The organism is Dactylosporangium vinaceum (assembly GCF_019904175.1).
Lineage (GTDB): Bacteria > Actinomycetota > Actinomycetes > Mycobacteriales > Micromonosporaceae > Dactylosporangium > Dactylosporangium vinaceum.
Genome location: NZ_CP061913.1, coordinates 10,038,446 through 10,061,246, shown reverse-complemented (window position 1 = coordinate 10,061,246; position 22,801 = coordinate 10,038,446). Strand labels below are relative to the sequence as shown.

Annotated in this window: 27 protein-coding genes; 24 read left to right on the top strand and 3 right to left on the bottom strand. The window is 70.5% G+C overall.

Going from position 1 to position 22,801, the window contains the following annotated elements:
* Positions 1-83: 83 nt before the first annotated feature.
* From Dvina_RS45140 to Dvina_RS45060, 17 genes are all read left to right on the top strand, one after another.
* The gene (locus Dvina_RS45140) at positions 84-440 is read left to right on the top strand and encodes a hypothetical protein (RefSeq protein WP_223097354.1); all 357 of its coding nucleotides are present in this window, start codon (positions 84-86) and stop codon (positions 438-440) included.
* 128 nt (positions 441-568) lie between these two features.
* Entirely contained in the window at positions 569-1,516 is a 948-nt protein-coding gene (locus Dvina_RS45135) for a hypothetical protein (protein WP_223097353.1), read from the top strand.
* 128 nt (positions 1,517-1,644) lie between these two features.
* Entirely contained in the window at positions 1,645-2,526 is an 882-nt protein-coding gene (locus Dvina_RS45130; protein ID WP_223097352.1) for an FtsK/SpoIIIE domain-containing protein, read from the top strand.
* Entirely contained in the window at positions 2,523-2,798 is a 276-nt protein-coding gene (locus Dvina_RS45125) for a hypothetical protein (RefSeq protein WP_223097351.1), read from the top strand. Before Dvina_RS45130 ends, Dvina_RS45125 begins: the two co-directional genes overlap by 4 nt.
* A gap of 145 nt (positions 2,799-2,943) precedes the next feature.
* Positions 2,944-3,579: a DUF6197 family protein gene (locus Dvina_RS45120; RefSeq protein ID WP_223097349.1), complete on the top strand. Its 636-nt coding sequence runs from the start codon at positions 2,944-2,946 to the stop codon at positions 3,577-3,579.
* On the top strand, positions 3,579-3,995 hold the full coding sequence (locus tag Dvina_RS45115; RefSeq protein ID WP_223097347.1) for a DUF6197 family protein: 417 nt from the start codon (positions 3,579-3,581) through the stop codon (positions 3,993-3,995). Before Dvina_RS45120 ends, Dvina_RS45115 begins: the two co-directional genes overlap by 1 nt.
* Entirely contained in the window at positions 3,992-4,276 is a 285-nt protein-coding gene (locus Dvina_RS45110; RefSeq protein WP_223097345.1) for a hypothetical protein, read from the top strand. Before Dvina_RS45115 ends, Dvina_RS45110 begins: the two co-directional genes overlap by 4 nt.
* Before the next feature lie 4 nt (positions 4,277-4,280).
* Positions 4,281-4,679 (top strand): RRQRL motif-containing zinc-binding protein, encoded by a 399-nt coding sequence (locus Dvina_RS45105; protein ID WP_223106079.1) that lies wholly within the window; start codon positions 4,281-4,283, stop codon positions 4,677-4,679.
* The gene (locus tag Dvina_RS45100) at positions 4,676-4,903 is read left to right on the top strand and encodes a hypothetical protein (RefSeq protein ID WP_223097343.1); all 228 of its coding nucleotides are present in this window, start codon (positions 4,676-4,678) and stop codon (positions 4,901-4,903) included. The genes Dvina_RS45105 and Dvina_RS45100 overlap by 4 nt, the downstream gene beginning before the upstream one ends.
* Complete coding sequence (locus Dvina_RS45095; RefSeq protein WP_223097341.1) at positions 4,903-5,085, top strand: hypothetical protein; 183 nt, start codon at positions 4,903-4,905, stop codon at positions 5,083-5,085. Before Dvina_RS45100 ends, Dvina_RS45095 begins: the two co-directional genes overlap by 1 nt.
* A 241-nt stretch (positions 5,086-5,326) precedes the next feature.
* Positions 5,327-5,599: a hypothetical protein gene (locus Dvina_RS45090; RefSeq protein WP_223097339.1), complete on the top strand. Its 273-nt coding sequence runs from the start codon at positions 5,327-5,329 to the stop codon at positions 5,597-5,599.
* The gene (locus tag Dvina_RS45085) at positions 5,596-6,024 is read left to right on the top strand and encodes a DUF3307 domain-containing protein (RefSeq protein ID WP_223097337.1); all 429 of its coding nucleotides are present in this window, start codon (positions 5,596-5,598) and stop codon (positions 6,022-6,024) included. Before Dvina_RS45090 ends, Dvina_RS45085 begins: the two co-directional genes overlap by 4 nt.
* A gap of 13 nt (positions 6,025-6,037) precedes the next feature.
* Positions 6,038-6,223: a hypothetical protein gene (locus tag Dvina_RS45080; RefSeq protein WP_223097335.1), complete on the top strand. Its 186-nt coding sequence runs from the start codon at positions 6,038-6,040 to the stop codon at positions 6,221-6,223.
* A gap of 6 nt (positions 6,224-6,229) precedes the next feature.
* On the top strand, positions 6,230-7,234 hold the full coding sequence (locus tag Dvina_RS45075; protein WP_223097333.1) for a hypothetical protein: 1,005 nt from the start codon (positions 6,230-6,232) through the stop codon (positions 7,232-7,234).
* A 132-nt stretch (positions 7,235-7,366) separates the two neighbouring features.
* Positions 7,367-9,085, top strand: a complete 1,719-nt coding sequence (locus tag Dvina_RS45070) for a replication initiator (protein ID WP_223097331.1) — start codon at positions 7,367-7,369, stop codon at positions 9,083-9,085.
* Between the two features lie 30 nt (positions 9,086-9,115).
* Complete coding sequence (locus Dvina_RS45065; protein WP_223097329.1) at positions 9,116-9,307, top strand: helix-turn-helix domain-containing protein; 192 nt, start codon at positions 9,116-9,118, stop codon at positions 9,305-9,307.
* 1 nt (position 9,308) lies between these two features.
* Complete coding sequence (locus Dvina_RS45060) at positions 9,309-10,520, top strand: tyrosine-type recombinase/integrase (protein WP_223097327.1); 1,212 nt, start codon at positions 9,309-9,311, stop codon at positions 10,518-10,520.
* A 24-nt stretch (positions 10,521-10,544) separates the two neighbouring features.
* Here the strand turns inward: Dvina_RS45060 and Dvina_RS45055 are convergent, their stop codons facing one another.
* Entirely contained in the window at positions 10,545-11,798 is a 1,254-nt protein-coding gene (locus tag Dvina_RS45055; RefSeq protein ID WP_223094306.1) for an IS701 family transposase, read from the bottom strand.
* A 519-nt stretch (positions 11,799-12,317) separates the two neighbouring features.
* Here Dvina_RS45055 and Dvina_RS45050 point away from each other — a divergent pair.
* Together Dvina_RS45050 and Dvina_RS45045 are read left to right on the top strand one after the other, a co-directional pair.
* On the top strand, positions 12,318-13,001 hold the full coding sequence (locus Dvina_RS45050; protein ID WP_223097325.1) for a fascin domain-containing protein: 684 nt from the start codon (positions 12,318-12,320) through the stop codon (positions 12,999-13,001).
* Positions 13,002-13,083: 82 nt separating this feature from the next.
* Positions 13,084-13,335 carry an excalibur calcium-binding domain-containing protein gene (locus Dvina_RS45045; RefSeq protein ID WP_246655740.1) on the top strand — a complete coding sequence of 84 codons (252 nt, stop codon included), beginning with the start codon at positions 13,084-13,086 and terminating at the stop codon, positions 13,333-13,335.
* Here the strand turns inward: Dvina_RS45045 and aroA are convergent.
* A complete protein-coding gene (gene aroA / locus Dvina_RS45040) occupies positions 13,332-14,606 on the bottom strand; it encodes a 3-phosphoshikimate 1-carboxyvinyltransferase (RefSeq protein WP_246655739.1) in 1,275 nt (424 codons plus the stop codon). The genes Dvina_RS45045 and aroA overlap by 4 nt on opposite strands.
* 22 nt (positions 14,607-14,628) lie before the next feature.
* Positions 14,629-15,018 carry a hypothetical protein gene (locus Dvina_RS45035; protein WP_223097321.1) on the bottom strand — a complete coding sequence of 130 codons (390 nt, stop codon included), beginning with the start codon at positions 15,016-15,018 and terminating at the stop codon, positions 14,629-14,631.
* 373 nt (positions 15,019-15,391) lie between these two features.
* Between Dvina_RS45035 and Dvina_RS45030 the strand changes: the two genes are divergently transcribed.
* From Dvina_RS45030 to Dvina_RS45010, 5 genes are all read left to right on the top strand, one after another.
* Entirely contained in the window at positions 15,392-15,589 is a 198-nt protein-coding gene (locus Dvina_RS45030) for a hypothetical protein (RefSeq protein WP_223097319.1), read from the top strand.
* A 128-nt stretch (positions 15,590-15,717) separates the two neighbouring features.
* Positions 15,718-17,568 (top strand): hypothetical protein, encoded by a 1,851-nt coding sequence (locus tag Dvina_RS45025; protein ID WP_223097317.1) that lies wholly within the window; start codon positions 15,718-15,720, stop codon positions 17,566-17,568.
* 1,888 nt (positions 17,569-19,456) lie between these two features.
* Positions 19,457-20,878, top strand: a complete 1,422-nt coding sequence (locus tag Dvina_RS45020) for an RNB domain-containing ribonuclease (protein ID WP_223097315.1) — start codon at positions 19,457-19,459, stop codon at positions 20,876-20,878.
* Positions 20,875-21,585, top strand: a complete 711-nt coding sequence (npdG, locus tag Dvina_RS45015) for an NADPH-dependent F420 reductase (RefSeq protein ID WP_223097313.1) — start codon at positions 20,875-20,877, stop codon at positions 21,583-21,585. Before Dvina_RS45020 ends, npdG begins: the two co-directional genes overlap by 4 nt.
* Complete coding sequence (locus tag Dvina_RS45010; RefSeq protein ID WP_246655738.1) at positions 21,582-22,781, top strand: cytochrome P450; 1,200 nt, start codon at positions 21,582-21,584, stop codon at positions 22,779-22,781. Before npdG ends, Dvina_RS45010 begins: the two co-directional genes overlap by 4 nt.
* The last annotated feature ends 20 nt before the right edge of the window (positions 22,782-22,801 follow it).

Below are 22,801 nucleotides of genomic sequence, written 5' to 3'. Positions count from 1 at the left end.
GTCCCGTCACAGGACGTAAGAGTCCTGTTGGTAGAGCGCAGATGCGCTCCGTTACGAAGGAGGGCCACAAGGTGGCTCAGCGGATGAAGTACATGTTGGACACGTCGGGCTACGAGTTCGAGGTCGCGAAGACGGCTGTCCCGAAGGTGGACGAGAAGCGTCAGCAGAAGATGGACCCGGTGTCGGGCAACCCGGTGTGGGTCGTGGAGATGAGCGTCTACTTCGGTGAGGACGAGGGCGCGAGCCAGATCGACGTGTCGATCGCGTCGGCGTCGAAGCCGGAGCTGCGGTGGCGTCAGCCGGTCGAGATGGACGGGCTGGAGATCATCCCGTGGGCGTCGAAGGGCCGCAGTGACCGCGACCCGATCCGTCAGGGTGTGAGCTTCCGCGCGCGGGAGATCCGCCCGGTCGACGCTGCGCGTCTTCAGGCTGTCGCCTGAGCTGCTAGCGCTTCTCACCCCGCGATCGGGGTGTTCGGACACGGGGTCGCTCAGTGATTGGCGTCGCTGCGACCCCGGGTCCGGTCCTGCATCAACAGTCCTTGATTCCCGTCTTGGGAGGACGTGTCATGTCCAAGTCTAGCGGCCGGGGGAGGACCGGTCTGCTCTCGAAGGTGTTCCGTGGCCCGCAGGTCACGGTGATCGATGCAAATGTGCAGCGGTCGTGGTCGCGCCGTGCGCTGATTTCGTTTCTGGTGACGTCTGGTGTCGTCGGTCTACTGGCGGCTGTCGTGGTGTCGAGGGACCATCACCCGATCGTCGGGCTGTTTGCCGGTGCTGGGGTGGGTCTGCTCGCTGGTCTGGTCGTCGGGCTGCTGGTGCTGGTCTGGCCGGTGCTGCGCGTGTTCTGGCACTGGGCGGTCGAGATCCTCACTGCGCTGCTGCTGCTGTACGGCTGGACTGCGCTGATGGGCGCTCCGCTGTGGCTGGCGTTGCCGGTCACGGTCGTGCTGGCTGGTGTGCCGGCCGTCGTGCCGCCCGTTCGTCGTCGCGTGGTCGCGGTGGCCTGGTGTGTCATCGTGCGGCACCGGCTGCGGGTGTGCTTCCGGGACTTCATCCACGCCGCAGGCTCGGTTAACGTGGGGAATCCGCCGCTGATCCTGTGGGCCCGGGCGACCCCGGTAGGGGAACGGGTGTGGATCTGGCTCCGGTCTGGGCTCGCGATGAGCGACCTGGAGGGACGCACCGACAAGATGGCCGTGGCCTGCTGGGCGACGAGCGTGCGGGTGACCCGTTCCCGGTCGTCGTATGCGGCCCTGGTACAGGTCGACATCACCCGTCGTGACCCGCTGCGGGCCACGGTTGCCTCGCCGCTGGTCGGCATGGTGGACCTGGACGACCCGACTCCCGTCTCACCTGGTCCGGCTCCTGAGGGCAACCTCGACTTGGACCTGCACGACCTCACGGATGCTCCGGCCGAGACGCCGAAGCCGCGTGGCCGCACGCCGCGCGAGTCCCGGACTGAGGCGCCGACTGTGTCGGTCCCGGTCGTCGACGAGTACGACGCGTTTATCTGACCCCGTCACCCGCCCTTTTGACACGTCCGTGTCAGCCCGGGTGAACAACCTTTGCCGTGTCGGCGCGGGGCCAGTCTTCTGTGACGCCACGTCCCGCGCCCACACCCCGACCCTGCTGGAGCCCTTCGATGGCCGCGCCTGCTTCGCCGCTCGGCCTGCGCTCCGATGACGCGCGACCGGTCGGCTCCCTGTCCATCTTCGACCCGGTCTATCTCGGCATCGACGAGTACGGCCACCCGATCCACGTCCCGATCATCTTCCGGAACTTCCTCATCGGCGGTGAGCCCGGCGCGGGTAAGTCGTCACTGTTGAACAACTTCGTTGCGCATGCGGCACTCAGCCTGGACTGTCGGCTGATCCTTCTCGACGGCAAGCGCGTCGAGCTGGGCTTGTGGAAGCGCGTCGCTGACGTCTTCGTCGGCCCGAGCCCTGAGCTGGCGATCCGTGTGCTGCAACGGGTGCAGCGGATGATGGACAACCGCTACGAGTACCTCGACTGGTGCGAACGGCGGAAGATCGATCCTGGTGACGCGTTCAACGCGTACCTGCTCGCAGTCGACGAGCTGGCCTACTTCTCGGCCACGGCCGGGGACAAGAACACGCAAGAGCGCTTCTCGACCCTGCTACGGGACGTCGTTGCCCGTGGCCGTGCGGTCGGCATCATGGTCGTCGCCGCGACACAGCGACCCTCGTCCGACATCATCCCGACCTCGCTGCGTGACCTGTTCGCGTGGCGGTTCGCCGGGCGGTGCACCACCGATTCGTCGTCGGACATCGTGCTCGGGCACGGCTGGGCCGCGCAGGGATACACCGCGAACACCATTGACCCGACCAACCAGGGGGCCGGGTACCTCATCGCTGAAGGCGGCAGTCCGATGCTCGCCAAGTCTGCCTACCTCTCCGACGCAGACATCCGGCGCCTCCGCAACCACGCGGAACGGCTCCGGCACGAACACGGCGTGATGCCGGCCAAACTCCGTCTCCAGCCCGACCTCGGGAGGGCCGCATGAACCGCAGTCTCGCCCGCCACGGCGGGCACACCGAATGGTGCGCCAGGGACCACAGCTGTGGTCTGGGCGAACACCGAGCTCGTCCGGTCACTGGGACCACGCCGCACGTCGGCACCTTCACCCTGACCCGCATCCAGCACGCCGACCGCGGCGAGTTCGCCGAGATCCGGCTCAGCATCCGACTCGCCCCCGGACGAGGGGCCCGCGCCCACCTGGCGCACCTGCTGCGACTGCTCGAGCGCTTCATCTCCCACGCCACCACGCAGCAGTAACGGCGTATCGAACGGCGACACCAGCGAGCTTTCCGGCAGGGCTGGCGCCGCCGCCCAACCGACCAACAGCCCTTCACGAAAGGACGTGGCTGCGATGCACCCTACCCAAAAACCGGTCAGCAGCGGGCCCGACAAGGTTCACGTCTTGGCCGTCGACGAGGCCTGGCTGTACACGACCGTCGCCCGCAGGGACCACGAGGTCCAAGGCACCAAGACGCAGACGACCCCGGTCGACGTGCCCGGCGACTACTTTTCCGCCTGGGCTGAGGAGGTTGACCTCTACGAGCGCGAACAGATCGAGCACTACCTGACCCTCGCCCGTGACGACCAGGGCGACGCCGACCCGATGGCGATTGACATGCACGGCACGCCAGCCGACACGCTGCGCTGCGCCGCCCAGTATCTCGACTCCTACGGCTGGACCCAGCACGACCGCTACCGCAACCTCGGCGACCTGTTCCCGGCCGCCGACATCACCGGCGCCATCCGCACCGTCGTCTACGGCACGCCGATGCTCAGCGACATCCTGACCGGCGTCCTGGGCTGGCACGTCGACATGGCCATCGCCACCCTGGCCGACCACCTCGGCCTCACCACCCCTGACATGCACCTGCTCGGCTGGCTCGCCTACAGCAGCCATGCCATCACCTGCTGGAACGACGAAACCGGCCGCACTGCCGGCCAGGCCGTCGCCGCCCTGCGGGCCGCCGCGGACGCCTACGACGCCACCTACCGCGGCTACGACACCGCCGAGGACACCGGCAACACCAAGGAGTCCTGATGCCCAAGAACACTGTCAACCCGGAGTTGACACCCAGCATCGCTGACACCCTGCGCCGCGCTGCCGACTACATCGACCAGCACGGCCACGAGAAGTTCGACTACTTCGCATCCGGCACGCGCCGCACGGACCGGACCTCCGGCACCTTGCCCGCTGCCTGCGCCATCGGCGCCATCTCCTACGCCGCCTACGGCCGGGTCCGTCGCGACCCATGGGGCAGCTACACCGAGCTGTATCGCACGCCGACTAACCCGTTCAGCATCACCGTGCTGTGGTTCGAGGACTTTGTCTGTGCGCAGTACGGCAACTCAGTGTCGGGCTGGAACGACCACCCGGACCGGACCGCCGACGACGTGATCCAAAGCCTGCGGGCCGCAGCCGAGGTCTACGACATGTCCCACGGCGGTCAGCGATGAACTCCCGCCGCAACGTCGTGGAGAACGACGAGTTCGGTGCCTTCGCCCGTCGCATCATCCGTGCCTATGCCCGCCGTGTCGCAGCCGGGGACATCGAAGCCCTGGCCGACATGGTCGCCCTGTCCGAAGACCTCGACACGGCGATCGGTGAGGCCGTGACCGGCCTGCGTACCCACCGGCAGCGCTACTCCTGGGAGGAGATCGCCTCCCGCCTTGGCATCAGCCGGCAGGCCGCGCACAAGCGGTGGGGCGGTGAGCGTCGTGACGGCGCCGACCGCTGACCCGATGCGGGTCGCCGTCCTGGACACCCAGGTCGCGCTCGGCATGAAGGTCGAGTTCTACGACCCGCTCGGCGCCACGTTCGGGTTGCCGACATACCCCTTCAAGTGGGCCCCGACGCACCTGGCCACGCGCCGCCAGCTGCGCAGCCGCAATCTACGGCCCGGGGGCCAGGACATCGCCGCGCAGATCCTGTGGCGGCACAGAGGCAAGCGGCGCGTCGCCTACCTCTACGACATTCAGCACGCCAAAGCCAAGCGCACCGCCACCCCGGCCCAACTCGCTGCGGTCGGCAAGGCCCTGCTCGCACGCCGGTTCTGCACCAGCTGTCAGCAGCTCAAGCCCTACTACATCCCTCGCCGCTACGGCGAATGCCTCGACTGCATCCCCGGAGGTGCCGCATGACCACTCCCACCCCGACGCCGGACCTGACCCGCGCCAGGACCCTGTTCGGTCTGCTGGCCAAGGCTGTCGAGCTCCGCAACGGTGACGCCGTTGTTCTGATCCTCAGCTTGCTGCAGGACGAGATCGGCCGAGACGCGGTCAACTCCTTGATGCAGCAGCTCATCGACATTGGCCTGCACCGCATCGCGCAGCAGCGCACGCCCAACTCCAGCGGCGGTGTGTGATGGCCGATCTCGACGATTTCCTTCCGTACGGGCTCGGTCCGAGCATCCACATCGCCGATACCTACGACGGCGGGCGGCTCTGCCCGGACGTCACCACCAAGCATCCCGGCGGCCACCACCCCGAGTGCTGCTGCTCCACGTGCGACCCCTACGACGACGACTGGCCGGTCGGTCAACCGTGACCGCCACGACCTCGGCCCGCACCGCCGCCGCCATCCACAACCGGGTGTGCATCCAACCGGTCACCGGTCAGATCTGGTCCGACCGCTGCCACTGCCGCCACGTCCGTGGTCGGCACACCGCGGCCATCCACGCCGCCATCACCACGCCGCTGGGCGTCTGCACCGGCCGCAACCTCGCCGGTGCCTGCCTCTGGCCCTTCTGCCCCTGCTCCGGTTTCACCGGCCGAACGGAGATCCGACCATGACCACTGACGCTGACTACCTGTGCGTCACCGACCCGGTCTTGCACCGGCTCGCCGTTGCCCTCGACCGGCTTCGCACCGAACAGCAGACCATCCTCGACGCCAACCGGACCCTCGTCGAGTACGGCCTGACCTCCGGCAGCCCGGAAGTCCACACCCGCGTCCACGCGATCCAGGCCGAAGCCGCCACCATCGCCGCCCGACTGCATGCCCTCGGCGCCCACGACCAGGCCGACACGGCCATCGTCCTCACCTCGGGAGCCTCGCTATGAATGCCGCTGCCACGTTCGCGGCCATCGCGGCCACGCTGTACGCCGCGCACCAGCTCGCCGACCACGTCCTCGGCCAGACCGACCGGCAGGCCGCGCACAAAGCCGCACCCGGCTGGACCGGCTGGCGGCACCTCCTCGGCCACGTCGCCCTGTACCACCTCGTCATGGCCGTCATGACCCTGACCGTGGTCGCCGTCCTGCACCTTCCGGCGACCGGCACCGGACTCATTACCGGACTGGCGTTCTCCGCCGTCAGCCACGCCTTCCTCGACCGCCGCTGGCCGGTCCGCTGGCTACTCGAACACACCGGCTCGATCCCGTTCTCACGTCTGGCCGACCACGGCCTCAACGGCATGTACCTCGCCGACCAGTCCCTGCACTACGCCTGCCTCTGGCTGTCCGCCCTGCTCATCGCCGCTCTCTGAAGGAGACACGACCATGACCCGGTACACCATCTTCGCCACCGACAAGGACGGCAACGTCAAGACGCTCAAGGGCGACCCGGCGCACCTCGACAAGCAGCAGCGTGACCTGAAGGCCTCTGGCTACTCCGTCACAATCCTCGACGACGAGGAGCGCATCCGCTACGGCCTGCTCGCGCAGCAACTGCGCAACAAGAAGTAGGTAACCATGGCCACCTCTACCAGCGGCACGGGCCGCGGCTGGGCCTACACCGGCGCCATCCTCGGCGGCGCCATCTCCATCGCCGCGAACATCGCCCACTCCTTCATCCAACCCACCAGCGCCCCGGACACCTGGAGGCCCGAACCCGGCGCCGTCATCTCCGCGATGGCCTGGCCCGTTGTGCTGTTCGTCGCGGTCGAGATCCTCGCCCGCACCCCATGGCCCGACAAGCTCGGCTACCACCTGTTGCGCTGGATCGGACTGCCGCCGGTGGCGTTCGTCGCCGCCCTGGTGTCCTACCGGCACCTCTCCGGGCTGCTCGGCCACTACGGGGAGGAAACCCTCGTCCAGCGCCTCGGTCCGATCGCCATCGACGGACTCATGCTCATGGCCACCGGCGCCATCATCGCCACCCGGCACCCAAACCCACCGGCCGACCGCATCACACCGGCCGACACCACGACCACCACGACAACGACCACGGCGAGCGCACCACTCGCCACGGCGGCTTCCGTCCCGTCCCCGACGGCCGCCCCGGCCCAGCCGGTCGTTGCCGCCGATCGAGTCCCGGTCGCTGCCACGCCCGACCCCGGTTCCGCGGCCGGCGCCGACCACAGCCCCGCCGAGCCGTCCCCGGCCGAGTCCGTACAGGCCCCCGACACCGCATCCACCGAGCAGGCCGACTCCACCCAGCACCGGCACGAGACCGTGCCGACCGCGCCGGAGTCAGCACAGGCCGCGTCCGCACACGACTTCTCTGTCACCGCTGCCGACGCCGCCCAGTCGCTGAAACTCCCGGTTCCGGCCGCACTACTCACCCGCGCCCGGCACATCACCGCCGCGCACCTAGAGGCCACCAACGTACCGATCACGCCCGGACAGCTCGCCGCGCGGCTGCGAGTCGACACCGGCACCGCGAAGCAGGTCATCGCGCTGCTCGACCTCGACCCGAACCGGCTGCGGCACCCGGCCATGACCGCGAACGGCACGTCCATGGACCGGACCGCGTGACCGTCTCGACGCTGACTCTCACACCCGCAGCTATTACAGCTGCGGGTGTGGGCGCGAACGCCGAGCCGACCCGGCACCCCCACCTCACCCCTGACACGTCCGTGTCAACCCACGGCCCGGGGCGGTGACCGGATGAGCGATACCTCCGCCGAGCTGGTCGCCCAGGCGTCCGCGTTCACCCCGATCAGCCTGCGCGATCACGTCGCCGCCCGCGTCGTCCAGCCCGATTACCCCGACTGGCTCGACCACATCACCCCGGCCGCCGCTTGCACCCGCCCGGTCCGCCTCGCCGGTGACCTGTTCACCGTCCGCGGCGCCGCCGACGGCGGCGCCCAGATCATCGGCCACACCCCGACCGGGCACCTGCCCGACGGCGTCATCTACAAGGCCTGCGGCAACCGCCGGGCCAGCCTCTGCCCGGCCTGCGCCCGCACCTATCAGCGCGACGCCTACCAGGTCCTGCGTACCATGCTCGTCGGAGGCAAAGGCGTCCCGGGCACCGTCGCCAGCCATCCGGCCGCGTTCGTCACCCTCACCGCCCCGAGCTTCGGCACCGTCCACACCCGCGCTGTGCGCCGTCACACTTGCACCAACCGGCGCCGCTGCGACTGCCGGGCCGAACCCTGCCACGCCCGCTCCACCGGCCCGAACCGCTGCGAGCACGGCCAACCCGCCGTGTGCTGGGCCCGCCACGATGACGGCGACCAGGTCCTCGGGCAGCCGCTGTGCCTGGACTGCTACCGCCACGCCGAGCACGTTGTGTGGAACCTCTTCTCCACCGAGCTGTGGCGGCGCACCTCGATCGCCCTCGGCCGGGCCCTGGGCCGCCGCTGCCAGGCCCTGGGCATACCGTTCCATCTCGTCCATGGCGCCGATGGCCGGCCGAAGCGGCTCTCTCCGGTGAGGTTCACCTACGGCAAGGTCGCCGAGTACCAGCGCCGGGGCCTGGTCCACTACCACCTGCTCATCCGCCTCGACGGCTACAACCCCGCCGACCCGGACACCGCCGTGCCGCCCCCGGCACCGCTGGCCTACCAGGACCTCCACGACGCCATCAGCACCGCCGTGGCGTCGACGTCATTCCGGACCCCGGCCCACCCGGATCGGCTCGACGGTTGGCCGATGACCTGGGGCGACCTCGCCAAGGGCACCGACATCCGGCAGATCGCGCTGACCGGCACCGACGCCATCACCGACAGTCAGGTCGCCGGATACATGGCCAAGTACGCCACCAAGTCCACCGAATCCACTGGCCACTTCTCGACCCGGCTCACCCCCGACACGGTCGAGCAGTACGCCGACGCCACCGGCGACCACAACGCCCGGCTCATCCACGCCTGCTGGCACCTCGGCCGCCGTATCCCGGGCCCTGACGAGGCCTGGAAGTGCCCCGACTGCCGCACCTGGACCCGGCTCGCCGCCTGCCCGCACTGCGACCGCAGATGTCAACCTCGGGTTGACATCCGATCGACCGACGGCGACAAGCCGAACCCGTATGAGGGGCTGCGCCGCGCTGCCCACAAGCTGGGTTTCAACGGCCACTTCCTCACCAAGGCCCGACGCCACCCCGTGACGTTCGGCGTCCTGCGCGCCAACCGGGTCGTCTTCCGCCGCACCGTCGACGCCACCGGTCCCGAGCAGCCTATCCGGCTCGCCGACCACCTCGACGAGGAAACCACCCTGGTCATCGGTCTGCTCACCTTCGCCGGAGTCGGCTGGCGCACCATCGGCGACGCCGCCCTGGCCAACACCGCCGCCGCCATGGCCCGCGCCCGAGCAGATGCCGCCCGCGAGGAGCTCGCCCACGAACTCGGAAGCACCCTGTCCGGTCAAACGCCGGTAGCCGCGTGACAGCACGAGTAAATAAGGAGTGCACAGCTGATGAGCACGACAGCCGAGGTCGAGCGGCTGTGGACCGTCGAGGACGTCGCCCGCTACCTGGACGTCCCCGTCGAGACGCTGTACGCCTGGCGCAAGAAGCGCACCGGCCCACCGGCCGGGAAGGTCGGCAAGCATCTGCGGTACGACCCAGCCGACGTCCGGGTCTGGTTCCAGCGGCAGAAGGCGGCCTGACGTGGGCTACGTCGAGGATCGCTGGTACCGGACCGTCAAAGACGCGGACGGGCGGACAACCCAGGTCAAGACGGCACGGCACGGCACCGGCATGCGCTACCGCGTCCGGTACATCGCCCCGGACGGCAAGGAACGCAGCGAATCGTTCCCTGACCGGCAGAAACGCACCGCCGACGCCTTCCTGGCCACGGTTGAATCGGACAAGGTCCGCGGCACCTTCGTGGACCCCGCCGCGGGCCGGATGCTGTTCGGTGTCTTCGCCGAGAGCTGGCTCCGCACCGCCACGCTCGATACCGCCACCAGGGAGACGGTCGAGCTACGGGTCCGGAAGCATCTGCTGCCGTTCTTCGGCAGCCGCCAGCTCGCCGCCATTCAGCCCAGCACCGTCCGGGAGTGGATCCGGGCCCTGGACGAGGCAGGGGGACTGGCGGTCAGCACACAGGCCGTGCTGTTCACACACCTGCGGACCATCCTCAACGCCGCTGTCGACGATCGAAGGATCACCAAGAACCCCTGCTCAGCCCGGTCGGTCGTGGCGCCCGAGCCGGTAGAGAAGAAGATCGTGCCGTGGCCGGCCGAACGGGTGCGCCTCATGCGGGACCTGGTCCCGGCCCGCTACCGGCTCGTCCTGGACCTCGGTGCCGGGTGCGGCCTGCGGCAAGGGGAGATCTTCGGCCTGAGCGATGAGGACCTGGACATCGAGGGCGGCTGGCTGCACGTGCGGCGCCAGGTCAAGGTGGTCCGGTCCCGCCTGGTCTTCGGACTGCCGAAAAGCGACCGGGAACGGAAGGTGCCACTGCCCGGGTCGGTGATCCGGCGTATCAACGCCCACCGCGAGGTGTGCAAGCCGGTCTACGTCACCCTGCCGTGGGAGGACCCCTTCAGTGTGACAAAGATCACGGAGAGTCTGCTGCTCTCCACGCCTCGGGGCAACGCCATCCGACGAAACACCTTCGACGAGCTGACCTGGAACCGGGCCCTCGACGAGGCTGGCATCCCGCGCATTCGTGCCAACGGCACGCACGCCCTGCGGCATCACTACGCGTCGGTGCTGCTCGACGCGGGGGAGAGCATCAAGGCGGTCTCGGAGTACCTCGGCCACTGGGACCCCGGCTTCACGCTGCGGCAATACACCCACCTCATGCCCAACAGCCAGGAACGCTCGCGCAGCGCGATCGACGCCAGCCTCGATTTTGAGGAAACGGCCCCGTGACGGCCCTAGTACTCCAACGTCACTTCAGCCGTTGCGTGTGAGTCTGCGCTGGTAGTGGGATCGGCGGGCGCGGGCTTGGACGGTTCGTCGCCAAAGTGACCAGCGCAGGGCGTGGCTGGGATCGATGGGTCGGTGGAGGGTCAGGGCGTTGAGGAGGCGGCGGGTCTCGGGCACGGTGAGCGCGATCGTGGGGCTTTGCAGGTCGGGTTCGGTGACCGGCTCGGGTGCTGGGACGAGCGTGGTGAGCAGGGCGAGGGCGAGCATGGCCAGGGTGATGAACCGGTGCCAGCTGGTCCAGGTCTGGACCTGGTAGTGGTCCAGGCCGATCTCGTTCTTGCCGGTCTGGAAAAGTTCTTCGACGCTCCATCGGCTGCCCGCGACCCGGACCAGCACGCGCAGCGGCACCGGCCGGGGTGACCAGCACAGGTAGAACGCGACTTCGCCGGTGTGCGGGTTGCGGCGCACGAGCAGCCAGCGATGCTCGCCGGGATGGGTGGCGGTGGTGATCCAGGCCCACTGGTAGGTGCGTGGTCCTTTCGCGCCCGGGCCGCAGCTGTGTGTCTGCCAGCTGCCGGCGGGGACACGGGCGGTCAGGGTGTCGGCGCGGATGATGGTGCGGCCGTGGTTGATGCGGACTCGCCGGTCGCAGCCGATCGCCAGGACGTAGCCGACACCACGGGCTTCGAGGTCGGCGCGCAGGTCGGGGTCGGCGCCGTAGACCTCATCAGCGGTGACCCAGCTGGCTGCAACGCCGGCGACGGACGCGGCAGTGAGCATCTGCCGGGCCAGGGCCGGTTTGGTGGCGAACACGGTGTCGTCGGGCACGCCGGCTCGGGCGCGCCGGTCTGGCTGGTTACACCAGTTGGCTTCGGGCAGGTAGAGCCGCCGGTCGATCAGACCACGACCGCGCGGGGAGGCGTAGGCCAGGAACACCGCGACCTGGCTGTTCTCGATCCGGCCCGCGGTACCGGTGTACTGCCGCTGGACCCCGACCGAGGATCGGCCTTTCTTGACGAAGCCGGTCTCATCGACGATCAGCACGCCGTCGGCGTGACTGACCTGTTCGAGCAGCAGGTCGCGGGTGTCGTCTCGGACGGCGTCGGCGTCCCACACCGCCTTACGCAGCAACCGTTGCATCGGCTGCGGATCCGGATGCCCGGCGTGCTCGGCCAAGGACCAGCAGGTCTTGCGTTCTACCGTGGAGAGCAGACCCGCGACGAACGCCGCCGCGGTCCGGCGGACCTCGGCTCGGGCGAACCGGCCGGCGATGCGGGCCATGCCAGTGTCGAGCAGCGCACCCCACCGCTCAGGGTCTACGCTGTGGCACGCGGCCACCGCTTGATCTTCTTTTGTCTTCACAAACCATCGATGATCACCGCGGTGGCCGTCTTCATGCCCACGCCACGCCGCACCCAGCCGCGAAGTGACGTTGGAGTACTAGGAGATCGAGTAGCAATACTTTCCCTGGTCACGGCGCTGCAGTGGCACGTTGCCCGGCGTACAGGTCGACTCGTCCGTCACCTGTCCGCCTGCTGCGGCAACCGGCTGGGCCTCCTTACCGCCTCCCGGAGACGGTTGCGGTGGGTACAGGGGCAGTGAACATTTCAGCCCGTTTTCATGAGGTTTCACAGCGCGGAACGTGGTCTTCCGCTGCGCTGCGTGACGGTGGCGAAGGGGCGCTGAAAGGAAGTTTAAGATCGGCTTTGGCTCCTTGACCGGCTTCGATGAGCTGGCTGAGCATTCTCGGCGGCACGGCCGGACCGAACGCGGCCGTCACGCGCGAAATGAGGTGCCGCCATGCGGCGCAGGAGCCTGTTCGTGTTGGTGGTCGCCGCAGTCGTGGCGGCGGTCGTGACGCCGCTCGCACTGGCGCGGGCCGGCGAGGGTGACGGCGACCCGGTGCGCCCGAGCGGGCAGGGCAGCGCCGCCGCGCCTGCCGATGCCGGCCTCGCGAAGGGGTACATCGACCTGACCGGAGGAGCACCGGAGGCGAAACAGGACGGCGTCGCCGCGTTCGAGGGGACGGGCGTCCCGGGGCTCGCGAAGTGCCGGCAGTACAAAATCCTGAGCCTGGCCGCCAACCGCTACATTGCGGAGGAGCAGGGCTACACGGGCTCGTCGCACAACATGCTGCGGGCGCGGACCGTGCCGGGGCAGACGGGCGCCTGGGAGGTGTTCGAGATCTGCTCGGGCGACAGCGGGCACACCGTGTACCTGCGGGCGGCGTCGAGCTACCTCGTGACCGCGGAGTACGGGTACACCGGCAAGAACCTCGGCATGCTGCGCGGCCGCGGCGAGTGGCCCGACATCTGGGAGACCTTCGACGTGTGGACCGACGCCGGCAAGTACTACCTGCGCAACATCTCGCGCGGCACCTACTTCACCTGCCGGCTGGACTACACCGGGCAGTCGTACCAGGAGATGAAGGCCACCGGTACCGCCCCGGGAGCCTGGGAAGCGCTCTGGTTCGACGCCATCTGAATCCTCAGGTTCCGGCCCCGCCCGCCGACGACGCAGGAAAGACGAGAGGTGGGGTCGGATGGGGACGGGTACAAGAATCGCGATGGCTCTTCTGGCCGGTTTGACGGCGGCGCTGCCGGCCACTCAGGCGCTCGCGGCGACACCGGCGAAGCGGTACGTCAACTGCACCGCCCTGCAGCACGACTACCCGCACGGGGTTGCGCGGTCCGGGGCCACGGACCGGGTGAAGGGCAGGTCCAAGCCCGTCACGTCGTTCACCGTGAACCCGGCCGCGTACAACCTCAACAAGCGTCTCGACGGCGACGGCGACGGGGTCGCCTGCGAGCGGCGTTAAAGGCGGGCCAGATCCTCGAAGTACGTCGGGTACGTCTTCGAGACACACCGCGGGTGCCTGATCCGGATGCCGGGCACCCGCAGGCCGAGCAGCGCCAGGCTCATCGCCATCCGATGGTCGTCGTACGTCTCGAAGTCCGTCGGCGCGATCCGGCCCGGCCGCACCGTGAACCCGTCGACGTCCTCCGTCGCGTCCAGGCCGGTCCGGCGCAGCTCGGTCACGATGGCCGCGATCCGGTCCGTCTCCTTGCGCCGGATGAAGTCGATGCCGGTGACGACCGTCGGCGAGTCCGCGAACGCGGCGACCGCGGCAAGCGTCTGCGCGGTGTCGGAGATGTCGGCCATGTCGACGGTGATGCCGTGCAGCTCACCGGTACCGGTCACAGTGATCCGGTCCGCCCCGCGCTCGACCCGGGCCCCCATCTGCTCGAGCAGGTCCGCGAAGCGCACATCGCCCTGCAGGCTCCGCGTCCCCAGCCCCTCGACCGTCACCCGCCCACCGGTGATGGCGGCGGCCGCCAGGAGGTAGGAGGCGGCGCTGGCGTCGGGCTCGATGGCGTACTCGGTCGGGCGGTAGGTCTGCGGCGCCACCGTCAGGCCGTCCACGGCGACCCCGAACGCGGCCATGACGGCGGTGGTCGACTCCACGTACGGCACCGAGACCAGCGGTGACGTGAGCTCCACGGTGAGTCCGTCGGCCATGAGCGGCCCGGCCATCAGCAGGCCGGAGAGGTACTGGCTGGAGATGTGCCCCGGCAGCGCCACCTTGCCACCGGCGACGGGACCGGTCGCGGCGACGGGCAGGTAACCGGGCCGGTCGAGGTCCTCGATCGTCGCGCCGAGCTCACGCAGCGCGTCGACGAGCGGACCGAACGGCCGGGCCCGCAGCTGTGGGTCGCCGTCGACGACGCCGCGGGCCGGGCGCAGTGCCGCTGCCGGCAGGATGAAGCGTCCGGTGGTACCGGACTGCCGCGCGTCGATGTGCACCTCGCCCGACGCCTCGCGGGGGTCGATCCCGTCGACGAGCACCGTCTTGGCGCTCTCGTCGACCGTGAGGCCGGCGCCCAGCGCGCGCACGGCGCCGAGCATCGCGTGGGTGTCGTTGGCGAAGAGCATGCCGGTCAGCGTGCTGCGCCCGGGCGCGAGGGCGGCGCAGATCAGGGCGCGGTTGGTGATGCTCTTCGAGCCGGGCGGGCGCAGGGATACGTCCGGCGGCGCGGTCAGCGGCGCGACGGCGAGGACGTCGGGCAGGTCATCGGCGTGGAGGCTCACGCATCAATTCTCCCGCAGACCTTCATAGCTTTATCCGGTACCCCGACGGCCGCGCTTCAAGCACCTCCGGGTCCACGAACGCGGCCGCCTCCGCCGACGCCCACAACGACCGCGGCCCGGCATTGTCGGCCAGCCGCCGGGCCGCGTCGGGCGCCGATCCGTCCCCGACGTCCAGCCCGAACTTCACAAACGACATGGCCCGCGGGCGCAGATAGGCGCAGACGTCGGCGATTGCCGCTTTCACGGAGTCGTACTGCATCAGCGAAGTCCCGTCCGGCGTCCGCACCAACCGGCCATTCCGGAGGTGCGCGGCGACATCGCCGGGATCGGCGGAACCGGCGATGCACAGGATGGCGGCTTGGGGGTCCGGCGTCATGCCGGGGAGCTTTTCACGACCCGCCGGAGGTGTCATCCTGTCCATGGTGGACGCTCAGGCGACGTCGTCCGGAGCTCCCCGGTGCCCTCGTTCGTCTCCAAACGAGGCTCGGGGACCTCGGCCGGACGACTCGAATGTGTTTCCTCCGTTCGGCTCACCCCTGGGTGAGAGTTGCCACAGAGGGCCGCTGCAACCCGGGGCTTTCAGTGGGATTCAAAACCCCCGGAAGATCGGTCGAAGCCTTGTCACGCAATGGTTTCCGGAGGCGTTGAGTTGAAGGGCGGCGGGTTGAACCCGACAGCGAGCGTGTCCGTAACCCTTGTCAGGCGGTTGCGTCTACTGTGGAATCCCAACAAGCTATTTGCCGGTTTCGGTGGCGCATGTTTCATTTGCGGTGCACAGTGATGTCATGAGCAGCAGCGGTGCTGAGCGGTACTACTGGTGCCTTTCTCACCAACGGGTCGAGTCCGAGGACAACATGTGCCCGGGAAGGGATCGTCTCGGCCCCTATGATTCGGCGGCGGCGGCCGAGCAGGCCCTCGCTACAGTCCATGAACGCAACGAGGCGTGGGACGCCGAAGACGAACGGTGGGATGGCAAGCACTAGCAACGCGCCGGAGCCCAGGGCGACCGCGAACCGCCCCGGACCACCGGCTCCCGCAAGACCCGTCGACCCGCACAACCCAACCGCGAATATCCCGCAGGACGCGGGAGAACTCCTCCAGGAGGACCACGATGGCCGCAGCTAAGAAGGCCACCACGAGATCGGCCGCAGCGCGCGCGGCCGCGACCACCGCGGCGGCTTCGGCCCCCGCGCAGACCGAGCAGGCCCCCGCCAGGGCCCGCAAGACGGTCGCGGCCGGCTCCCCCCGCCGCACCGCGACCGCGGCCGTGACCCCGGCCGCCGCGACGACCACGACGGCGCCGAAGACGCGCGCCGCCCGCCCCGCGGCGACCAAGGCCACGACGGCCAAGCCGGCCACCGCGGCCAAGCCGGCGGCGAAGTCGACGACCACCCGGAAGTCAACGGCGACTCCGGCGGCGTCGGCGACGGCCCGCAAGACCGCCACGGCGAAGACCGCCACCCCCGCCGCCCGGAAGGCAACGGCGACGAAGGCGGCCACCCCGGCGGCCAAGTCGACGACGACGGCCAAGTCGACGGCGGCGAAGAAGGCGGCGGCCACTCCGGCCGCGGCGAAGAAGACGGCGGCGACGAAGGCGGCTTCCCCGGCGGCCAAGTCGACGGCGGCGGCCAAGAAGACGACGGCCGCGACCAAGGCGAGCCCGGCGAAGAAGACGGCCACGGCGAAGGCCACCCCGGCCAAGTCGGCGGCCACGAAGTCCACGGCCGCGAAGAAGACCACCGCGGCCAAGGCGACCCCGGCGAAGACCGCCACGAAGTCGACGGCGAAGGCCACTCCGGCCAAGTCGGCGACGAAGGCGACCGCGGCGAAGTCGACGGCGGCCAAGTCCACGGCGGCGAAGAAGACGGCCACGGCGAAGGCCACCCCGGCCAAGACCACGGCCGCCAAGAAGACCGCCACCGCGAAGGCCACCCCGGCCAAGGCCGCCACGAAGTCGACGGCGAAGGCCACTCCGGCCAAGTCGGCGACCAAGGCGACCGCGGCGAAGTCGACGGCGGCCAAGTCGACAGCGGCGAAGAAGACCGCGACGGCCAAGGCGACCCCGGCCAAGACGGCGGCCAAGAAGACCGCGACGGCCAAGGCGACCCCGGCGAAGAAGACGGCCGCCAAGAAGACCGCCACCGCGAAGGCCACCCCGGCCAAGGCCGCCACGAAGTCGACGGCGAAGGCCACTCCGGCCAAGTCGGCGACCAAGGCGACCGCGGCGAAGTCGACGGCGGCCAAGTCGACAGCGGCCAAGAAGACGACGACCGCGAAGGCCACCCCGGCCAAGTCGGCCACCAAGGCGACCGCCAAGTCGGCTCCGGCCGCGAAGAAGACGGCGACGGCCAAGGCCACCCCGGCCAAGACCGCCACCAAGTCGGCCGCGACCCCGGCGAAGACCGCCACCCCGGCGAAGACCACCGCCGCCAAGAAGACGGCGACGGCGGCCAAGACCACGGCGGCGAAGAAGACCACCACGGCCAAGGCCACCACGGCCAAGGCCACCCCGGCGAAGACCACGGCGGCGAAGAAGACCGCGACGTCGGCCAAGACGGCGGCCACCCCGGCCAAGTCGACGGCCACCCCGGCCAAGACGGCCACGACGCCGGCCAAGTCGGCCACGACGCCGGCCAAGTCGGCGGCCGCGGCGACCAAGTCGACCGCCGCCAAGAAGACGGCGACGCCGGCCAAGACCGCAACCCCGCGCAAGGCCCCGGCCAAGAAGGCCGCTACGTCAACTCCGGCCGCAGCCGCCGAAACCACGGCGACCACCACCCCGGACTCGACCACCACGGCGACCACCCCGGCCGCCGCAGCGGAAGGCGGCCAGCCCACCACCGCCGGCGAACCAACCGCAGGCGCCGCCTCCGAGGCCATCCCCGGCCGCGAGAACGGCAACAACTCCGAAGAGGCCGCGAACATGACGGCCGAAGACTGGGCAACCCTCGCCCGCCCGTAACCCAAAGAACCACCAAGGCCGGTCTTCCACCCCAGGAAGACCGGCCGCTCCATATCCAGGGGGCCCCGCGCCCACAGACCACCCCACCTCTGAGGGCTGCCCAGACCAGCCGCATCCCTTCCCACCAGCTGCAGGCCACCGCCCCCGTGCCAGCCCCATCCCTAGCCACCGCTCCGCCCGAGCAGCAGCCTCTCCGCGCCAGCTGCAGCCACTGCCCCGCGCGAGCCCCAGCCGCAACAGCTGCGCCCGCCACCCCGAGCACCGCCACTATGCCTGCCGCGCTCGCTGCTTCCGCGTCCGCGCGCTTGATTGCCGAGTCCACGCGTGTCAGTCGCGCTTGCCCGTAACCCGCGCCAACCGTGCTGAGGACGGCCCTCCCAACCGTCGCGTCCGCGCCCACCGTTCCCCCACCGCGCCGCGCTCATCGCGCCGCGCCCGTTGCGTAGTGCCTGCGAGTGCCGCCGCGCCCACGATGCCCGCGCTCACCGTGCCGGTGCCCGAGCGCGCCACGCTCTCCGCCGCGTCCGCGCGCAGCAGTTGGTTGCCTGTCCGTCGCGTCCGCGCGTGGCCGGGTGGCTGCTGTGTCCGTCGCGTCCGCGCGGCTCGGGCCTGCCGCATCCGCGCGCCGTGATGCTGTCCGCGCCTGCTTATGTGCCCGCTGGGGGTCGCGTCCGCGCGTAGTGGGGTGGCTGCCGTCTCCGTCGCGTCCGCGCCGTTTGCGACCCCCGCGTCCGCGCGCCGTGACGATGCCCGCGCGTGGCCGAGTGCCTGTTGGCGGTCGCGTCCGCGCGTGGCAGGGTGCCCGCGCGTGCCCGGGTGCCTGCTGTCGGTCGCGCCCATGCGTGGTTGAGTGCTCGGCCCGCCTTCGTGGTGCTTCGCATGCCAGGATCCGAGCTGTCCGCGGCCGACGTGCTTGCGTCCGCTTTCCGTCGCGTCCGCGCGTGGCTGGTGGCTGCCCTGTCCATCGCGTCCGAGCGGCCTGCGCCGGCTGGGTTGAGGCTCGCGGCTGCCGCGCCTGGCCGCCGCGTTGACGTGGCTGTTGTGTCGGCCGGGCCCTCGCGTGGCAGTTGTCCGGCCGCGTCCGCGCGTGGCAGTTGTCTGGCGCGTCCGCGCGTATCTGTCGTCCTGCGCGTCCGTGCGTGCCCAGGTGGCTGCCGTGGCTGCCGCAGCCGAGCGCACTGGCTGACGACCGCGCGTGGTCGTGCCGCCGCCCGATCCGGCGTCCGTTAGCTGCAGCTGTGCCAGCGGCGTCCGAGGCGAGCTGCCCCGCCTGTGTCATTACCCACGCGGCCTCCGTTCATCCCAGCGCGTCCGCGCCCGCCGGCCGGTGCCGCCACTGATGAGCCCGCCCGACTGAGTCGCCGCATGCTGCTGAGACCCCCGCGAGCCAGCGCCATGGAGCAGGGCCGCACGGCCGCCAGACGTCATGTCCGCCCGCGCTGAGCCGCCGTGTGCTGCCGGGCCCCGCGAGCCGGCGCGACGCCGCCGCAGGGTCGCTCGGCCGCCGGCGGTGATGCGTGATGGCCGTCAGCGCTGAGCCGCCGTGTGCTGGCGGCCCCCGTGAGCGGGCGCGCCGCCGCAGGGCCGCACGGCCGCCGGCGGTGATGCGAGATGCCCCTCGGTGCTGAGCCACCGCATGCCGCCGAGCCGCCCGTCGGCCAGCGCGACGCCGCCGCAGGGTCGCTCGGCCGCCGGCGGTGATGCGTGATGGCCGCCAGCGCTGAGCCGCCGCGTGCTGCCGAGACCCCGTGAACCAGCGCGCCGACGCCGCGGGCGACGCTCCGCCCGCCCGAGGTGGAGCGTGATGCCGCCGGGGGGTCAGGGCAGGGTGAGGAGGTCCGGCCGTTTGCGTGATTCTGCGGAGGTGGGTTCCTGGTATGACTGACCAGTGACCGCCCGCCGTGTGTTTGCCCCCCGTATCGACTTCAGTGCGCTGCGCCATGAGCTTGAGTTGCCCGATGGGTTCTCCCAGGGGGCGCAGGACGAGGCTGAGGCCGCCGCCCAGAAGCGGTTCGAGGATCGGGACGATCGGACCGAGCTCGCCTTCGTCACCATCGACCCGCCCACGTCCAAGGACCTCGACCAGGCGCTGCTCATCGAGAAGCGCGGCGACGGCTACCGGGTGTACTACGCGATCGCCGACGTCGCCGCGTTCGTCCAGCCCGGTGGGGAGCTGGAGCGGGAGACGTGGCAGCGGGGGCAGACCGTGTACCTCCCCGACGGGAAGGTGCCGCTGCACCCGCCCGTCCTCAGTGAGGGTGCGGCAAGCCTCCTGCCCGATCAGACCAGGCCCGCCGTGCTGTGGACGATCGACGTCGACGCGCAGGGCGCCACCACCGCCGCCGAGGTCGGGCGGGCCCTGGTCAAGAGCCGGGCCAAGCTCGACTACGAGGGTGTACAGCAGGACGCCGACGCCAACCGGCTGCACCCCTCCATCGCGCTGCTGCCCGAGCTCGGGCGGCTCCTGATCCAGCAGAGCCTCGAGCGGGGCGCCGTCAACCTGCCGCTGCCCGAGCAGGAGGTCGAGCCGGACGGCGACGGGTGGAAGCTGACGTTGCGGGCGCCGGTTGCCGTGGAGGAGTACAACGCGCAGGTCTCGCTCCTGACCGGGCGGGCCGCGGCGCAGATCATGCTCGGCGGCAACCTGGGGCTGCTCCGGACCATGCCGCCCGCGCCGCCGGAGACCGTCGAGGCGCTCAAGCTGGCCGCGCGGGCTCTCCACATCGAGTGGCCGGACGGCGCGACGCCCGGGCAGGTCATCGCCGGGCTCGACCCCGGCCGGCCCCGGGCGGCGGCGCTGCTCGACCAGGCGGCCGAAATGATGCGCGGGGCCGGGTACACGCCGTTCGACGGAGCGCCGCCCGACCAGCCTCTCCACGCCGCCGTCGCCGCCCCCTACGCCCACGTGACGGCCCCGCTGCGGCGCCTGGCCGACCGCTACGTCACCGAGGTCTGCCTCGCCCTGCACGCGGGCGCCGAGGTGCCGTCCTGGGCCCGGGCCGCCCTGCCGAAGCTGCCCGAGGTCATGACCCGCACGGACCGGGTCGCCGGCTCGGCCGAGCGGGCCGCCGTGGACCTGGTCGAGGCGACGCTGCTGGAGGGGCGGGTCGGCGAGGTGTTCGAGGCGGCGGTGCTCGACGTCGACCGGGCCAAGCACCGCGCCGACATCGCGATCGACCAGCCGCCGGTCCGCGCCCGGTGCGAGGGTGAGTTGCTACCGCTGGGGGAGCGGATTGCCGTACGGCTCACTGAGGCAGACCCGGCCAAGCGCAAGATCGTCTTCCAGGAAGAGGTACAACAGAGGGCATGAGCTACGACCAGATCGCGCTGCCCGACGTCTCGGGCCTGTCCGTCGGCATCCTCGGCGGCACCGGGCCCCAGGGCCGCGGCCTCGCCTACCGCTTCGCCCGCGCCGGCCAGCGGGTCCTCGTGGGCTCGCGCTCGGCCGAGCGCGGCGAGCAGGCGGCCCAGGAGCTGCGCGAGCTGCTCGAATCCGGCCCGAGTGGCAACCAGGACGAGGACAGCGTCACCGGCGGCGACAACGTGCACGCGAGCCAGGCCGACATCGTCATCGTCGCGGTGCCGTGGGACGGGCACGGGGCCACGCTTGCCGCGCTCGCGCCGCACCTCAGCGGCCGGATTGTGGTCGACTGCGTGAACCCGCTCGGGTTCGACGACAAGGGGCCGTATCCGCTGCGCGTCGAGGAGGGCAGCGCCGCCGAACAGGCCGCGGCGCTCCTGCCCGAGTCCCGCGTCTGTGCGGCGTTTCACCACGTCAGCGCGGTGCTGCTGGCGGACCCGGCGGTGGCCGAGGTCGATCTCGACGTGCTGGTGCTCGGCGACGACCGCGACGCCGCCCTGCACGTGCAGGCCCTGGCCACCCGGATCGCGGGGATGCGGGGCGTGTTCGCCGGCCGGCTGCGCAATGCCGGGCAGATCGAGGCGTTCACGGCGAACCTGATCGCGATCAACAAGCGGTACAAGGCGCACGCGGGCATCCGGGTGACCGACCTGTGAGACGCGGTGACGAATTCGATCCCTGGTCCGCCGACTTCGTCGCGCAGCCCTATCCGGCCTACGCGCGGATGCGCGAAGAGACGCCGGTGCTGTGGTTCGAGCCGAGCCGGCAGTACCTGATCAGCCGCCACGAGGACGTCAACGCCCTCCTGCGCGACCGTCGGCTGGGCCGCAGTTACCTGCACGTCGCCTCACACGAGGAGATGGGGCGCAGCGCGTGGCCGGAGTACCAGCAACCGTTCTGGACCTTGAACAACAACGGCATGCTCGACCGGGAGCCACCCGACCACACCCGGCTGCGGCGGCTGGTCTCGCAGGCGTTCACGCCGCGGCGGGTCGAGGCGCTGCGGCCGGTCGTGGAGCGGCTGGCCGGCGAGCTGGTCGACGCGTTCGTCGCCAAGGGCGGCGGTGACCTCATCGCGGAGGTCGCCGAGCCGCTGCCCGTGACGGTCATCGCCGAGCTCCTCGGCGTGCCCGAGGCCGACCGGCACGCGCTGCGGCCCTGGTCGGCGGCGATCTGCGGGATGTACGAGCTGAACCCCGCGCGCGAGACGGCCGAGGCGGCGGTGCGGGCGTCGGAGGAGTTCTCGGACTACCTGCGCGCCCTGGCCCGCCGCCGCAAGGACGACCCGCGCGACGACCTGGTCAGCGCGCTCGCGGCGGTCGAGGGGCTGAGCGAGGACGAGCTGATCGGCACGTGCGTCCTGCTGCTCAACGCCGGCCACGAGGCCACTGTCAACGTGACGGGCAACGGCTGGCGCGCCCTGCTGCACCACCCTGAGCAGCTCAAACTGCTCAAAGCCAAACCCGATCTGGTGGGTACCGCGATAGAAGAGCTCATGCGCTTCGACACCCCGCTGCAGATGTTCGAGCGCTGGGTGCTCGAGGACATCGAGGTCCGCGGGGTCGCGATCCCGCGCGGCTCGGAGGTCGCGCTGCTGTTCGGCTCGGCCAACCACGACCCGGCCGCGTTCGAGGATCCGGAGGCGCTCGACCTCACCCGCCGGGACAACCCGCACATCTCGTTCGGCGCCGGCATCCACTACTGCCTCGGCGCCCCGCTGGCCCGCATCGAGCTCACCGCGTCGTTCGGGGCGTTGCTGACCAAAGCACCCGGTCTGCGTCTGCTGAGCGATCCGGTCTACAAGCCCGGGTACGTCATCCGCGGCCTGAAAAGCCTGGAAGTGTCCGTCTAGACGCCGATATCACGAGTGCT

Bases quoted from the DNA above. Each gene is read 5' to 3' on its own strand.
- Dvina_RS45090 (WP_223097339.1), top strand. From the start codon at position 5,327: ATGACCACTGACGCTGACTACCTGTGCGTCACCGACCCGGTCTTGCAC.
- Dvina_RS45130 (WP_223097352.1), top strand. From the start codon at position 1,645: ATGGCCGCGCCTGCTTCGCCGCTCGGCCTGCGCTCCGATGACGCGCGA.
- Dvina_RS45125 (WP_223097351.1), top strand. From the start codon at position 2,523: ATGAACCGCAGTCTCGCCCGCCACGGCGGGCACACCGAATGGTGCGCC.
- Dvina_RS45030 (WP_223097319.1), top strand. From the start codon at position 15,392: ATGAGCAGCAGCGGTGCTGAGCGGTACTACTGGTGCCTTTCTCACCAA.
- Dvina_RS45105 (WP_223106079.1), top strand. From the start codon at position 4,281: ATGCGGGTCGCCGTCCTGGACACCCAGGTCGCGCTCGGCATGAAGGTC.
- Dvina_RS45025 (WP_223097317.1), top strand. From the start codon at position 15,718: ATGGCCGCAGCTAAGAAGGCCACCACGAGATCGGCCGCAGCGCGCGCG.
- Dvina_RS45115 (WP_223097347.1), top strand. From the start codon at position 3,579: ATGCCCAAGAACACTGTCAACCCGGAGTTGACACCCAGCATCGCTGAC.
- Dvina_RS45110 (WP_223097345.1), top strand. From the start codon at position 3,992: ATGAACTCCCGCCGCAACGTCGTGGAGAACGACGAGTTCGGTGCCTTC.
- Dvina_RS45140 (WP_223097354.1), top strand. From the start codon at position 84: ATGAAGTACATGTTGGACACGTCGGGCTACGAGTTCGAGGTCGCGAAG.
- Dvina_RS45095 (WP_223097341.1), top strand. From the start codon at position 4,903: ATGGCCGATCTCGACGATTTCCTTCCGTACGGGCTCGGTCCGAGCATC.
- Dvina_RS45045 (WP_246655740.1), top strand. From the start codon at position 13,084: ATGGCTCTTCTGGCCGGTTTGACGGCGGCGCTGCCGGCCACTCAGGCG.
- Dvina_RS45055 (WP_223094306.1), bottom strand. From the start codon at position 11,798: ATGGCCCGCATCGCCGGCCGGTTCGCCCGAGCCGAGGTCCGCCGGACC.
- Dvina_RS45070 (WP_223097331.1), top strand. From the start codon at position 7,367: ATGAGCGATACCTCCGCCGAGCTGGTCGCCCAGGCGTCCGCGTTCACC.
- Dvina_RS45080 (WP_223097335.1), top strand. From the start codon at position 6,038: ATGACCCGGTACACCATCTTCGCCACCGACAAGGACGGCAACGTCAAG.
- Dvina_RS45075 (WP_223097333.1), top strand. From the start codon at position 6,230: ATGGCCACCTCTACCAGCGGCACGGGCCGCGGCTGGGCCTACACCGGC.
- npdG (WP_223097313.1), top strand. From the start codon at position 20,875: ATGAGCTACGACCAGATCGCGCTGCCCGACGTCTCGGGCCTGTCCGTC.
- Dvina_RS45065 (WP_223097329.1), top strand. From the start codon at position 9,116: ATGAGCACGACAGCCGAGGTCGAGCGGCTGTGGACCGTCGAGGACGTC.
- Dvina_RS45135 (WP_223097353.1), top strand. From the start codon at position 569: ATGTCCAAGTCTAGCGGCCGGGGGAGGACCGGTCTGCTCTCGAAGGTG.
- Dvina_RS45050 (WP_223097325.1), top strand. From the start codon at position 12,318: ATGCGGCGCAGGAGCCTGTTCGTGTTGGTGGTCGCCGCAGTCGTGGCG.
- Dvina_RS45035 (WP_223097321.1), bottom strand. From the start codon at position 15,018: ATGACACCTCCGGCGGGTCGTGAAAAGCTCCCCGGCATGACGCCGGAC.
- Dvina_RS45100 (WP_223097343.1), top strand. From the start codon at position 4,676: ATGACCACTCCCACCCCGACGCCGGACCTGACCCGCGCCAGGACCCTG.
- Dvina_RS45085 (WP_223097337.1), top strand. From the start codon at position 5,596: ATGAATGCCGCTGCCACGTTCGCGGCCATCGCGGCCACGCTGTACGCC.